Here is a 12,515-nt window from a genome sequence, read left to right as displayed (position 1 = left end):
ATCGTCCGCGCCGGCGGAATGCTTAGCGCCCCGGGCTCAGCGACCTCTCGGGCTCGGCGGGCGCCTGCTTGAACTGCTCGCGGGAACGGCGGGCCAGATCCTTGGTGGCGGCCGAGTTGACCCAGGTGCCCAGCACTATCGACGCGCCGGGGATGACCTTGGCGAACATCCGCTTGGCGGCGCGGACGCCGGCCATCTGGGCCAGCTTGACGCCCAGCCGCAGCATCACGCCGCTCAGCGGGCGGTTGCCGGCCCCGGCGAACAGGTGCTCGGCCCGTTCGCGGCCGGCCGCGACGCCCAGCGCCAGGCGGGCCGTCTGGGCCATCTTGTGCACGCGCTGGAGCACCAGCAGGTCGGTCGCGCGCTCGGGGGCGCACGGGTCGTGGCCGAAGGCGGCCGAGATGTGCAGCACCATGCGCGCCTGGTTCCAGGCCAGGACGCCCACGTCGAGCACCGCGCCGGGCAGGCCGGTGGCGCCGGAGACCGCGCCCGAGATGCGGGCGACGGTGGTGAACCGCTTGATCGCCAGGTCGGCCAGCTGGTCGGGCGTGCGGCCCGGGTTGTCGGCCCGCATGCGCTCGGCCCACGCGGCGGCCTCGGGGCCGAGCCGGCGGACCGCTTCGAGCGCGAGGTGCTCCGGCGCGTATTGCGGGTCGGCCTTCATCCGCTGCCAGAGGGAGCCGGGAGGGGCGTCGGTGCCGCTGTCGGTGATCACGTCGGACGGGTTTGCTGAGTTGGTCACCAGATCGCTCCGAGGGGGGAAGGGAACGTTCCTGTTCTATTGTGCCGTGCACATGCACGTGCACGCGAGTGTTCTTCCCCTGTAGTGCTCAAGCTGAGATCTGTCGTACCGATTACCCGGAGCGTGACGAGCGAACGCCCGGTGGCCCGGCTGCGCCTTACTCCGCTGCTGGCGGCGGGCGCGGTCATGCAGCTGGCTGCCATCGTGCTGTACGCGGTCAACTCCGCGCATCAGCGGTTCAGCCCGGCCTGGGGCTGGCTTCCGGGCATCGCTCTCACCCTGGTCACGGTGGTCGCCTGCTGGCAGACGGCCCGCACTCCCGGCCTCGACCGGGTGGCCGCCCGGCTCTGGCGCTCGATCGGCGCCACGGCGTTCTTCGTGGCCCTGGGCAACATCGGCGACGCCCGGCAGTCGGTGCTCGACCCGGCCCGGGCCACCCAGCAGCAGCACGACACCCCCACCGCGATCTGTTACGCGATCGCGATCGGCCTCGTGATCTGGACGCTGATGCGGCTCCCGCTCGACCGGCGCGGCACCACCGCCCGGTTCCTGCTCGACGCGCTCACCATCACCGTGACCGTCGGGGTGTTCGCCTGGTATTTCACGACCCGCGCCATCACCTCGGGCTCGTCGCAGCACACCACCGTCCCGACGCTGATGCTGGCCGTGCTCGGCCTGATCGTGGCGCTGGCCATGATCAAGGTCGCGATGAGCGGCACGGGCGGTCTCGAGCAGGGCGTCCTGCGCTGGTTCGCCGGCGCGGCCGCGATCGGCACCGTCGGGGGCGGGTTGTTCCCGCTCTTCGTCGAGGTGCCGCCCGGGCTCAGCGGTTCGCAGATCTTCGCCCCGGCCACGATGCTGTGCCTCGCGTTCGCCGCCGATCGGCAGCGCCGGGCCGTGGGCGGGCCGGTTCGGCCGCCGCGCCGCCGGTCGGTCAGTTCCATCCCGTACGTGGCGGTGGCGGCCACGGACGGGCTGCTGCTCTGGGTCAGCGGCGAGTCCGGCCGCACGGTCCTGGTGGTCGCCGCGGCCGCCTCGCTGCTCACCGCGATCGTCGCCGTCCGCCAGTTCACGGCCCTGCGCGACAACGGCCGCCTGCTGCGCCGGGTCGACCAGCAGCTCACCCAGCTCAACGACTACCAGGCCGAGCTGCAGCACCGGGCCACCCACGACGGGCTGACCGGCCTGGCCAACCGCGCCCTGTTCGAGCAGTCCGCGAACGAGATGCTCGACGCCGGCGTGCCGCTGTGCCTGGCCATGGTCGACCTCGACGACTTCAAGACGATCAACGACCGGCTCGGGCACGCGGTCGGCGACGCGTTCCTGGCCGCGATCGCCGACCGCCTGCGCACGACGCTGCGCACGTCGGACATCCCGGCCCGGCTCGGCGGCGACGAGTTCGGCATCCTGCTGCCCGGGCTGACCGGCGACGAGGCGCTGGCCCTGCTGTCCCGGATCGACGAGGCGATGTCGGTGCCCCTGAAGGTCGCCGGTCACCAGCTGCTGGCCCGGGCCAGCACCGGGCTGGCCGAGGCGTGGCCCGGCGCCACCGCGGCGGAGCTGCTGCGCCGGGCCGACATCGCGATGTACTACGCCAAGGACAACGGCAAGGCCCAGTTCGCGGTGTACGACGCGGCGCTTGAGCGCACCCACGAGGCCGACCAGAAGCTCGGCGCCGAGCTGCGGCACGCCTTCGACGCCGGCCAGTTCACGCTGGCCTACCAGCCGATCGTGCGGCTGCCCGACGGCCTGTGGACCGGCCTGGAGACGCTGATCCGCTGGCCGCACCCCGAGCGCGGCTTCATCGGGCCCGACCTGTTCATCCCGATCGCCGAGCGCACCGGCCTGATCGTGCCGCTGGGCACCTGGATCCTGCACACCGCCCTGGGCCAGATGGCCGCCTGGGACGCCGAGTTCGGCCCCGGGGTCGCGCCGCGCGAGCTGGGCGTCAACGTGTCGGCCCGGCAGCTGCGCGAACCCGGTTTCGCCGGCGAGGTCCGCGAGGCGCTCTCCTTCTCGGGAGTCAGCCCGGACCGGCTGGTCGTCGAGGTGACCGAGACCGCGGTCTTCGACGGCGGTGTGGCCCTGGACACGCTGCTCGAGATCGTCAAGCTCGGCGTGAAAGTGGCGCTTGACGACTTCGGCACCGGGCACTCGTCGCTGGGCCTGCTGCGTACGGTGCCGGCCAACACCCTCAAGGTCGACAAGTCCTTCGTGGCCGGGATCGGCGGCGCCTCGGAGGAGGCGGTGATCGCCACCGCCATGATTCAGATCACCGACGGCCTGCACCTGAAGGCCGTGGCCGAGGGCGTCGAGACCGAGGCGCAGGCCGACACCCTTTACCAACTGGGCTACCGTTTCGCGCAGGGGTACCACTTCTCCCGCCCGCTGCCGCCGGCCGAGGTGCGCTCGCGCCTCACCGACGGCGAGTTGGCAAGATCGACGGTGGTCCGGAATTAATCGCCGGGCCGGGTTGTTCGCAGGTTTTACCCCTTAACGGAACTCAGGAGGTCCTCGACGTGCTCGACCCCAACGAGCTCTACGAGCTGGCCGACGACCTGCCGGAGCTGGACGAGCCGGTGCTGGTCCAGGCGCTCACCGGTTTCGTCGACGCGGGCTCGGCGATCCAGCTCGCGCGCGAGAACCTGCTGGACCGGCTCGACAGCCAGGTCGTCGCCACGTTCGATCTCGACCAGCTGCTCGACTACCGGTCCCGCCGCCCTCCGATGATCTTCGACGAGGATCACTGGGTCAGCTACGAGCAGCCCAGCCTCGTCCTGCATCTCGTGCGCGACCAGCTCGGCACCGAGTTCCTGCTGCTCGCCGGGCCCGAGCCCGACCTGCAGTGGGAGCGTTTCATCGCCGCCGTGACGGGCCTGGTCGAGCGGTTCGGCGTGCGCCTGACGGTCGGGCTCAACGCCATCCCGATGGCCGTGCCGCACACCCGCCCGGTCAGCGTCACCGCCCACGCCACCGACAAGGCGCTGCTCGGCGATCGCGAGCCCTGGCTGCAGAAGGTGCAGGTGCCGGCGAGCGTCGGCAACCTGCTCGAGTTCCGGCTGGGCGAGAACGACCACGACGCCATGGGCTTCGCCGCGCACGTGCCGCACTATCTGGCCCAGACGACCTATCCGGCCGCGGCCGAGCTGCTGCTCGACTCGGTGTCGGCCACCACGGGCCTGGCCCTGCCGACCGGCGAGCTGCGCGAGGCGGCCAAGGTCGTCCGGGAGGACGTGGACAAGCAGGTCGCCGATGACGAGCAGGCCGGGCGCCTGGTCTCCTCGCTCGAGGCGCAGTACGACGCCTTCCTGCGCGGCCGCGAGGGCAACCTGCTGGCCGACAGCGACCGGCCGCTGCCCACCGCGGACGAGCTGGGCGCCGAGCTGGAGCGTTTCCTGGCCGAGCAGCAGCGCCGGGAGAACGACCAGGGCTAGTTCTTGACCATGAAGTCGAGGGCACGCGGAATGTGCCTGTCCCAGAACGACCACTCGTGCCCGCCCGGCTCGAACTCGCTGTCCAGCGGGATGCCGGCGCGGGCACAGGCGTGTACGAAGCGCTCGTTCTGCTCGAACAGGTGATCGCCGGTGCCGCAGCGCAGCATCAGCCGGGGCAGGGCGCCCTTGTCGGCGTTCTCGATCAGGTGCAGCAGGTCGTCGTCGGTGCCGGTCACGTCGCGGCCGGCGAAGACGCGCTCCATCACCTCGCGGATGTGCGGCCGCTCGTCCTTGTGCTGCAGCCACGACAGGTCGAGCGCGCCCGACAGGCTGACCGCGGCGGCGAACTGCTCGGGCCGGCGCAACGCCCACTTGAAGGCGCCGTAGCCACCCATCGACAGCCCCGCCACGTACGTCTGCTCGCGCTTGTCACTGACCCGGAAGAACCGGTGCACCAGCCCCGGCAGCTCGTCGGAGAGAAAGGTCCAGAACTTCATCCCGTACGCCTCGTCGGCGTAGAAGCTGCGATGCACCTGGGGCATGACCACGGCCAGGTTGTGGTCGTAGGCGTACCGCTCGATCGACGTGTAGCGGGTCCACGCCGTGTGGTCGTCGGTGAGGCCGTGCAGAAGATAGAGCACGGGCGGCGGGGTCGCGCCCTCCTGCGGCAGCACCACCGTCATGGAGGTGGCGAGGTCGAGCGACTCGGCGGAGAAATCAACGTGGATCAGGGCCATCGGGCCAGTCTCGTCGTTCGCCACGCGTCCCGCCAGGCGATCCAGCCACCCCCCGGACGTCGACGTAGTGGCGCAGCTCGACCGGGCCGCCGTCCGGGGCGGACCAGCCGGCAACCGTCGTACGGGTGTAACGCCAGCCCGTGGACTCGTAGAACGCGATCGCCGAGGACCGGTCGGTGGCCACCACGTTCAAGGTCAGGACGCGCTGGTGCGCGGCGGCCCAGGTGCGCGCCTCGGCCAGCAGCGCGCCGGCGGTGCCGTGACGGCGCGCCTCGGGCACGACGAACAGGCGCGTGACCTCGTCGTCGAGGACAGCCACGTGACCGACGATCAGCTCACCGTCCTCGGCCACCCAAGCCGCCGTGGCCGGGGTGAGCCACGCTTGCGGGTCGTCGGGCCAGTTCAGCGGGTACGCGTCGGCGTCGTGCACCCGGCGCAGGGCCGCGGCGCAAGCAGGCAGGTCGGCGGCGTGACGGGGACGGACAATCACTGCTGTGCCCTCCAGAACTGGCGGGCCGCGAAACCCTCGCGGCGCAGCCAGTGCTCGGTGTAGACGATGCGGGCGGCCGCGACGACGATCAGGGTGTCGCGGGGCGGCTCGGTGAGCGGGCGGCCGCGCTCGGCGTGCTCGTTCTCCCAGCGGAACGCCTCCCAGTAGCGCTCGCGCTCGGCATGGTCGGGCGGCAGTACGCGAGCCTCGCCGAACACCTGGGCTCCCCGGCTGCTGGCCAGGCCGGTGAGTGGGGCGAAGATGCCGATCGAGACGCGCGGGTCGGCCTCGAGGTTGCGCACCTTGGGCGAGCGGGGCGCGGCGGTGAACATGACCGTGAAGCCGAGCGAGTAGTAGCGAACCGGGGTGGCCAGCGGGCCGCCGGGGCCGGTGGTCGCCAGCACGCACATGTTCTGCGCCGACAGCAGGTTGAGGATGCGTTCCTCGAGGCGTTCCCGGGGCAGCCGGCCGGCGGGCATCGGCTCGGCGAGCCAGGGGTTCGTCAGGGGCATCTGATCTCCGTTGCTCGAGGACAGCCGGGGCCTTCAGCGTGGCGAACTGGCCGCTACGAAGGCGGCGACCTGCCGGGATGTGGATTCCCGGGGCCAGGCGATGACGAGCGTGGCCGGAACGGCGTCCGTGACCGGGCGGCAGACCGCGCCCGGCGGCAGGCGATCACGGATCGACTCCGGGAGCACCGCGACCATCCGTCCGAGCAGGATGAGTTGCATCAGCTGGTTCGTGTCGCTGATCGGATAGCCGGTCACGCCGGGACGGGCCTCCGGCCAGCGGGGCAGCGTCTCGCCGCTCAGGTCGGCCATCGACACCGCGGCCCGGCCGGCCAGCCGATGGCCCTCCGGCAGCACCACGACCTGCTCCTGGGTGTGCAGGTCGTCGCAGTCGAGGCCGGTCAGGTCGTTCTGCGGCCGGTGCAGCAGCGCGAGATCGGCGCGGCCGTCGCGGACCATCTGGGCGCGTTCGCCGACGCTGAAGGCGAGCTCGACCGGCACCGCGTCCGGGGTGGCCGCGTAGCGGTCCAGGATCGATCGCAACAGGCCGGCGTCGCCGCCCGGTTTGAGCGCCAGCACCAGGCGCCGGGTGGTCGCGGCGGCCCGCTGCGTACGCCGTACCGCCGCGGCCGCCGCCTCCAAGGCACCCCGGCCCTCTTCCAGCAGCACCTCGCCGGCGGTGGTCAGGCGCACCTCGCGGCTGGTGCGTTCCAGCAGCGTGACGCCCATCCGCCGCTCGAGCAGCCGGATCGCCCGGGACAGCGGCGGCTGGGCCATGTTGAGCCGGCGGGCCGCCCGCCCGAAGTGCAGTTCCTCGGCCACCGCCACGAAGTAGCGAAGCTCCCGGGTCTCGATGTCCATATCTTCAGGGTATCGATCGAGATCGGGTCGATCCTGGTCCGCGACGCCGGGCGGTGGTCGTCTGGAGACATGACTGAAGATGTGGCAATCGCGCTGGTGACCGGGGCGAACAAGGGAATCGGGCGGGCGGTCGCGGACCGGTTCGCCGAGCTCGGGATGACGGTGCTGGTCGGCGCCCGGGATCCGCGGAAGGGCGCCGAGGCGGCCGGCGAGATCCGCGCGGCGGGCGGCGAGGCGCACCCGATCGGACTCGACGTGACGGACCAGCGCGGCGTGACCGCGGCGGCCGCGGAGATCGGCGACCGGTTCGGCCGTCTGGACGTGCTCGTCAACAACGCCGGCGTCTCCGGCGGGTTCGCGGCCCAGACGCCCGGCTCGGCGCAGCTCGGCGAGGTGCGGGCGGTGTTCGAGACGAACCTGTTCGGCGTCATCGCGGTGACCGAGGCGATGCTGCCGTTGCTGCGCCGCTCACCCGCCGCGCGGATCGTGAACGTGTCCAGCGGCACCTCGTCGATGACCTGGATGAACGACGCCACCCACTATCTGAGCCGGATGCCGGGCTCGGTGGGCTATCCGGTGTCGAAGGCCGCCCTGAACATGCTCACCGTGCAGTACGCGAAGGCGCTGTCCCGCGACGGGATCCTGGTCAACGCGATCGCGCCCGGGGCCTGCGACACCGACTTCGCCAAGGGCCTGCCGTTCACGCTGACCCGGACCGCGGCCGAGGGGGCGGCGGTCGTCGTGCGGCTGGCCACGATGGGCCGGGAGTGCCCGACCGGGGGGTTCTTCGACGACACCAGCGCGGTGCCGTGGTGAGTGTTTCGAGTCTCGGGGGGCGCATTCCCGACGGATCTGGTAGGCAGGGATAGACCAACGACACTGCCCGTCATCCACAAAGCACCCCGCCCCGCCCGCGCCTGTGGATAAGTCCGAGCCCCGGCTTGACAAAGGCGTAGCGTCAACCCCCGGTCTCCCCGTGGCGGGTGGGGGTTAGGGATGGCCGTACATGACAAGATTTATTGTCGGAAGAAACCTCGGAGGATCAATGCGGATTCGGCCGGTCCTTGGCGTGACATCCCTGGCCGCGGCGCTGTTGGTGGCGCCGTCGCCGGCTCAGGCGGGCGGCGGCGGTCACGCGCCCGCGCTCGGCCCCACCGCGACCGGCTACGGCGGCGCGGTCTCCACGGTCGACCCCACGGCCACCGCCGTCGGCCTCGACATCCTGCGCCGCGGGGGCAACGCGGTCGACGCGGCCGTCGCCGCCGCGGCCACCCTCGGGGTGACCGAGCCGTTCTCGGCCGGCATCGGCGGTGGCGGCTTCTTCGTCTACTACGACGCCCGCAAGCGCAGCGTCTCCACGATCGACGGTCGCGAGTCCGGCCCGGCCACGATGAAGGAGACCCACTTCATCGACCCGGCCGACAACACGCCGTACGAGTTCGCCGAGGCTCGCGTCTCCGGCCTCTCGGTCGGCGCCCCGGGCACGCTCGCCACCTGGCAGTCGGCCGCCCGCAAGTGGGGCACCAAGTCGCTGCCGAGCCTGCTCGAACCGGCCGCCCGGGTGGCCGACAAGGGCTTCCCGGTCGACGCCACGTTCCGCCAGCAGATCGCCGACAACGCCGCCGCGTTCGGCCAGTTCGACGCGACCAAGGCGCTCTACCTGCCCAACGGCGCCCCGCCCGCGGTCGGCTCGACGCAACGCAACCCGGATCTCGCGGCCACGTATCGGCTGATCGCGAAGCAGGGCATCGACGTGCTGTACGAGGGCGCCGTGGCCCGCGACATCGTCCGGACGGTCCAGAACCCGCCGGTCTCCAGCAATCCGGTCGGAAGTTGGACATTCCCGATTCGTCCGGGGACTTTGACGCTGAGCGATCTGAAGAACTATGAGCTGCGCTATCCCGCCCCGACCAAGTCGAAGTTCCGCGACCTGACCGTCTACGGCATGAACACCCCGTCCAGCGGCGGCGTGGCGGTCAGCGAGGCCCTCAACATCCTCGAGACGGCCGGCCTGTCCAAGGCGGACGTCACCAAGGCGCTGCACTACTACCTCGAGTCGTCCGCGCTGAGCTTCGCCGACCGCAACCGCTACGTGGGGGCGTACACGAAGAACTCGGTCTTGCAGAAGCTGGTGTCCGACGGCTGGGCCAAGCAGCGCGCGTGCCAGATCAAGCCGGGCGCCGCGCTGACCAAGCCCGTCCCACCGGGTGACATCACCGCCACCGGGTGCACGCCCGCCACCGTCGGCGGCCCCACCGAGCAGGGTCAGAGCACCACCAACCTGACCGTCGCCGACCGCTGGGGCAACATCGTCGAATACACGTTCACGATCGAGCAGACCGGCGGCAACGCGATGGTCGTGCCGGGGCGCGGCTTCCTGCTCAACAACGAGCTGACCGACTTCAACTTCACCAACACGCAGGCCCCCGCGGCCGACCCGAACCTGCCCGGCCCCGGCAAGCGGCCGCGCAGCTCGATGTCGCCGACGATCGTGCTGCAGGACGGCAAGCCGTTCCTGGCGCTCGGTTCGCCCGGCGGCGCGACGATCATCACGACGGTCCTGCAGATCCTGCTCAACCGGGTCGTGCTGGGCCAGTCCCTGCCGGCGGCGATGGCCGCACCCCGGGCCTCGCAGCGCAACACCGCGGGCATCCAGGCCGAGCCTTCCTTCCGTACGACCTATGGCCCCGCCCTGACGGCGCTGGGTCACACGTTCGGGCCCGACGTGCCCGAGCTCGGTGCCGCGACGGCGATCGAGTTCACCCGGGGCGGCGGCTTCATCGCCTCGGCCGAGCCGGTCCGTCGCGGCGGCGGCGCGGCCGGAGTGGTCCACCCGAAGTAGACGATCTCCAAAACGCCGGCCCCGTCTCAGTGAGGCGGGGCCGGATCTATGTGGTCCGCGTGGTGCAGCGCCTGCGCGAGCAGCCGCCGCACGTGCTCGTCGGCCGCCGAGTAATAGATGAACGTGCCCTGCCGGCGGCCCGTCACCAGGCGTGACATGCGCAGCTTGGCCAGGTGCTGGCTGACCGCGGTCGGCGTGGTGCCGGCCAGCTCGGCCAGGCAGGCCACCGACTGCTCGCCCTGCAGCAGCGCCCACAGCACCTTGATCCGGGTCGGGTCGGACAGCAGCCGGAACGTCTCGGCCGCGAGATCCACCTGGTCGTCCTCGGGCATGTCGAAGTCAGCCAGCTCGTCGTGCATCCCGTCACACTATCCGAGCACCTGACTGCCTTCTTACCTTCGCACTTGCGCATATACGATGCCAGCGTGCTGATCGGGAAAGTGACCGAGGTCCGCTGGGCGGCCGCCGCCACCGCGCTGTTCGTGGCCGGCCTCGTCGCGCAGTTGCTGGACGCCCCCTCGCTGCCCTTCTACCTGGCCTGTTACGCGGCCGGGGGCTGGGCACCGGGCTGGGCGGGCCTCAAGGCGCTGCGCGCGCGGCGGCTCGACGTCGACCTGCTGATGGTCGTGGCCGCGATCGGCGCCGCCTCGATCGGCCAGGTGCTCGACGGCGCCCTGCTGATCGTCATCTTCGCGACGTCGGGCGCGCTCGAGGCCGTGGCCACCCGCAAGACCGAGGATTCCGTACGTCGTCTGCTCGACCTCGCCCCCGAACGGGCCAACCGGGTCACGGCCGCGGGCGAGGAGACCGTCGACACCGCTCGGCTCGAGCCCGGTGACATGATCGTCGTGCGGCCGGGCGAGCGGATCGGGGCCGACGGCGAGGTGGCCGAGGGCGCGAGCGAGGTCGACCAGGCGACGATCACCGGGGAGTCGCTGCCGATCGACAAGCTGCCCGGCGACGAGGTGTTCGCGGGCACCCTCAACGGCACCGGGGCGCTGCGGGTCCGCGTACGGCGGGCCGCCTCCGACTCGGTCGTGGCCCGGATCGTGGCGCTGGTCGAGCAGGCGAGCGCGACCAAATCCCGTACGCAGTTGTTCGTCGAGAAGGTCGAGCAGCGCTACTCGGCCGGCATGGTCGTCGCCACGGTCGCGTTGTTCGTGATCCCGCTGGCCTTCGGGGCCGCGCTCGAGCCGACCCTGCTGCGCGCGATGACCTTCATGATCGTGGCCTCGCCGTGCGCCGTCGTGCTGGCCACGATGCCGCCGCTGCTGTCCGCGATCGCCAACGCCGGGCGGCACGGCGTGCTGGTCAAGTCGGCCGTCGTGATGGAGCGGCTGGGCGCGGTCGAGCGGGTGGCGTTCGACAAGACCGGCACGCTGACCGAGGGGCGCCCCCGGTTGGTGGCCGGGGCCGACGACGACGAGGTGCTGCGGCTCGCGGCCTCCGCCGAGGACCCGTCCGAGCATCCGCTGGCCCGCGCGATCGTCGCCGCCGCCCGCGAGCGGGGCCTGCCCCTGTCCCACGCCGAGCAGTTCGTCTCGATCCCGGGGCGCGGCATCTCGGCCGTGGTCGACGGCCACCTCGTCGAGGCGGGCCGGGCCACCGGCGCCGAGGTGCTGATCAGCATCGACGGGCGGCCCGCGGCCACGTTCGCCTTCACCGACCGGCTGCGCCCGCGGACTCCCGCCGTCGTCGCCGCGCTGACCGCCCTGACCGTACGGCCTCCGCTGCTGCTGACCGGCGACAACGCCGCCGCCGCGGAACGGGTGGCGGCGGCGAGCGGCCTGCACGACGTACGGGCCGGGCTTCTTCCCGAGGAGAAAGTCGAGCACGTACGGCGGGAGGCGGGGCTCCTGTTCGTCGGCGACGGTGTGAACGACGCGCCCGCGCTCGCCGCCGCGCACACCGGGGTGGCGATGGGCCGGGCCGGGGCCGACCTGTCAATGGCCACCGCCGACGCCGTGATCGTCCGCGACGACCTGGGCACCCTGCCCGCCGTCATCGCCCTGTCCCGCCGGGCCCGCCACCTGGTCGTGGCCAACCTGATCATCGCGGGCTCGTTCATCGCCGTGCTCGTCGCGTGGGACCTGTTCGGCGACCTGCCCCTCCCGCTCGGCGTGGCCGGGCACGAGGGGTCGACCGTCATCGTCGGGCTGAACGGCCTGCGCCTGCTGCGCGAACGCGCCTGGACGTCACAGCAGGGCGCGCAACCGCCCGGCGAACCCCTCGGGGTCGGACAGGTGGGTGAACGCGTTGTCGGGAGCCGGCCCTGACCGGGCCCCGGCGGAACCGGCGACGGCCAGCCGGCGGGTGGGTGGTTGCGCTGTCCAGCCCGCGTACGCCCGGAGCAGCGCCGGGTCACGGCGGGGCTCGGCGAACGGGCGGTAGTGCTCCGGCACCGCGGCCAGCCCGGCCGCCTCGACCAGGTCGTCGACCGTGTTCAGCGGGCCGTCGTCGGGCTCGTCCAGGGTGAGCAGGCAGTGGGTCGCGTACGCGTCGGCGAACGCGATCGCCAGCCAGGCCGACGTGCCGTGCCCGACGACGATCGGCGCCCGGTGCAGTTGCAGGTCGTGGACGAGGGCGGCCAGGTCGGCGGCGATCCGCTCCAGGCTGTAATCGGTGCGATGCGGGCACTGGCCGTGGCCGGGCAGGTCGGGCGCGATGACCGTGCAGTCGCCGGCCAGTTCGGCGGCGACCGGCCACCACATCGTCCGGTCGAAGAGCAGGCCGTGCAGCAGGACGACGGGCCGGCCGAACTCGCCCCACCGGTCGTAGACGAGACGGTTCAGCGGGCTGTTGGTGGCGTGGGTGGAGCGGCGCGGAGGCTGGGGGAGCATGCGACGGGTCCTTCTTCCCTTTCGGGCGGGAAACGGGCGGATAGGGGCGCGGAAGGGCCC

Annotated in this window: 12 protein-coding genes; 5 read left to right on the top strand and 7 right to left on the bottom strand. The window is 72.1% G+C overall.

Features of this window, described 5'->3' with window-relative positions:
• Positions 1 to 22 precede the first annotated feature (22 nt).
• Positions 23 to 742, bottom strand: coding sequence for an EcsC family protein (locus tag JKJ07_RS08865; protein ID WP_307834174.1), 720 nt, complete (start codon positions 740 to 742; stop codon positions 23 to 25).
• Between the two features lie 123 nt (positions 743 to 865).
• Between JKJ07_RS08865 and JKJ07_RS08860 the strand changes: the two genes are divergently transcribed.
• Both JKJ07_RS08860 and JKJ07_RS08855 read left to right on the top strand, forming a co-directional pair.
• On the top strand, positions 866 to 3,202 hold the full coding sequence (locus JKJ07_RS08860) for a putative bifunctional diguanylate cyclase/phosphodiesterase (protein ID WP_202990732.1): 2,337 nt from the start codon (positions 866 to 868) through the stop codon (positions 3,200 to 3,202).
• Positions 3,203 to 3,261: 59 nt separating this feature from the next.
• The gene (locus JKJ07_RS08855; protein ID WP_202990731.1) at positions 3,262 to 4,176 is read left to right on the top strand and encodes a proteasome assembly chaperone family protein; all 915 of its coding nucleotides are present in this window, start codon (positions 3,262 to 3,264) and stop codon (positions 4,174 to 4,176) included.
• Here the strand turns inward: JKJ07_RS08855 and JKJ07_RS08850 are convergent.
• From JKJ07_RS08850 to JKJ07_RS08835, 4 genes are read right to left on the bottom strand one after another with little or no spacing between them, the layout of a single operon-like run.
• Positions 4,173 to 4,913 carry an alpha/beta hydrolase gene (locus JKJ07_RS08850; RefSeq protein WP_202990730.1) on the bottom strand — a complete coding sequence of 247 codons (741 nt, stop codon included), beginning with the start codon at positions 4,911 to 4,913 and terminating at the stop codon, positions 4,173 to 4,175. The genes JKJ07_RS08855 and JKJ07_RS08850 overlap by 4 nt on opposite strands.
• A complete protein-coding gene (locus JKJ07_RS08845) occupies positions 4,894 to 5,403 on the bottom strand; it encodes a GNAT family N-acetyltransferase (protein WP_202990729.1) in 510 nt (169 codons plus the stop codon). Before JKJ07_RS08845 ends, JKJ07_RS08850 begins: the two co-directional genes overlap by 20 nt.
• On the bottom strand, positions 5,400 to 5,915 hold the full coding sequence (locus JKJ07_RS08840) for a pyridoxamine 5'-phosphate oxidase family protein (RefSeq protein ID WP_202990728.1): 516 nt from the start codon (positions 5,913 to 5,915) through the stop codon (positions 5,400 to 5,402). The genes JKJ07_RS08845 and JKJ07_RS08840 overlap by 4 nt, the downstream gene beginning before the upstream one ends.
• 33 nt (positions 5,916 to 5,948) lie before the next feature.
• Complete coding sequence (locus tag JKJ07_RS08835; RefSeq protein WP_202990727.1) at positions 5,949 to 6,773, bottom strand: LysR family transcriptional regulator; 825 nt, start codon at positions 6,771 to 6,773, stop codon at positions 5,949 to 5,951.
• A gap of 69 nt (positions 6,774 to 6,842) precedes the next feature.
• On the opposite strand from JKJ07_RS08835, the gene JKJ07_RS08830 reads away from it, so the two are divergent.
• Positions 6,843 to 7,589, top strand: coding sequence for an SDR family NAD(P)-dependent oxidoreductase (locus JKJ07_RS08830; protein WP_202990726.1), 747 nt, complete (start codon positions 6,843 to 6,845; stop codon positions 7,587 to 7,589).
• Between the two features lie 229 nt (positions 7,590 to 7,818).
• A complete protein-coding gene (ggt, locus tag JKJ07_RS08825) occupies positions 7,819 to 9,615 on the top strand; it encodes a gamma-glutamyltransferase (protein ID WP_202990725.1) in 1,797 nt (598 codons plus the stop codon).
• 26 nt (positions 9,616 to 9,641) lie between these two features.
• On the opposite strand, the gene JKJ07_RS08820 is transcribed toward ggt, so the two are convergent.
• Positions 9,642 to 9,974, bottom strand: coding sequence for an ArsR/SmtB family transcription factor (locus tag JKJ07_RS08820; RefSeq protein WP_202990724.1), 333 nt, complete (start codon positions 9,972 to 9,974; stop codon positions 9,642 to 9,644).
• A 66-nt stretch (positions 9,975 to 10,040) separates the two neighbouring features.
• Here JKJ07_RS08820 and cadA point away from each other — a divergent pair, with 66 nt between their 5' ends.
• Positions 10,041 to 11,891, top strand: coding sequence for a cadmium family heavy metal-translocating P-type ATPase (cadA, locus tag JKJ07_RS08815; protein WP_307834173.1), 1,851 nt, complete (start codon positions 10,041 to 10,043; stop codon positions 11,889 to 11,891).
• Here the strand turns inward: cadA and JKJ07_RS08810 are convergent.
• Positions 11,811 to 12,455, bottom strand: a complete 645-nt coding sequence (locus JKJ07_RS08810; RefSeq protein WP_202990723.1) for an alpha/beta fold hydrolase — start codon at positions 12,453 to 12,455, stop codon at positions 11,811 to 11,813. The genes cadA and JKJ07_RS08810 overlap by 81 nt on opposite strands.
• Between the last annotated feature and the right edge of the window lie 60 nt (positions 12,456 to 12,515).

Origin of the sequence: Paractinoplanes lichenicola, from assembly GCF_016785085.1 — a bacterium.
In the GTDB taxonomy this organism is placed as follows: Bacteria; Actinomycetota; Actinomycetes; order Mycobacteriales; family Micromonosporaceae; genus Actinoplanes; species Actinoplanes lichenicola.
The sequence above is the reverse complement of the archived record's forward strand: the minus strand, read 5'-3'. Positions and strand labels throughout refer to the sequence as shown.

Excerpts from the sequence above, each read along its gene's own strand:
- JKJ07_RS08850 (WP_202990730.1), bottom strand. The coding sequence starts at position 4,913 with ATGGCCCTGATCCACGTTGATTTCTCCGCCGAGTCGCTCGACCTCGCC.
- JKJ07_RS08840 (WP_202990728.1), bottom strand. The coding sequence starts at position 5,915 with ATGCCCCTGACGAACCCCTGGCTCGCCGAGCCGATGCCCGCCGGCCGG.
- JKJ07_RS08835 (WP_202990727.1), bottom strand. The coding sequence starts at position 6,773 with ATGGACATCGAGACCCGGGAGCTTCGCTACTTCGTGGCGGTGGCCGAG.
- JKJ07_RS08830 (WP_202990726.1), top strand. The coding sequence starts at position 6,843 with ATGACTGAAGATGTGGCAATCGCGCTGGTGACCGGGGCGAACAAGGGA.
- ggt (WP_202990725.1), top strand. The coding sequence starts at position 7,819 with ATGCGGATTCGGCCGGTCCTTGGCGTGACATCCCTGGCCGCGGCGCTG.
- JKJ07_RS08820 (WP_202990724.1), bottom strand. The coding sequence starts at position 9,974 with ATGCACGACGAGCTGGCTGACTTCGACATGCCCGAGGACGACCAGGTG.
- JKJ07_RS08810 (WP_202990723.1), bottom strand. The coding sequence starts at position 12,455 with ATGCTCCCCCAGCCTCCGCGCCGCTCCACCCACGCCACCAACAGCCCG.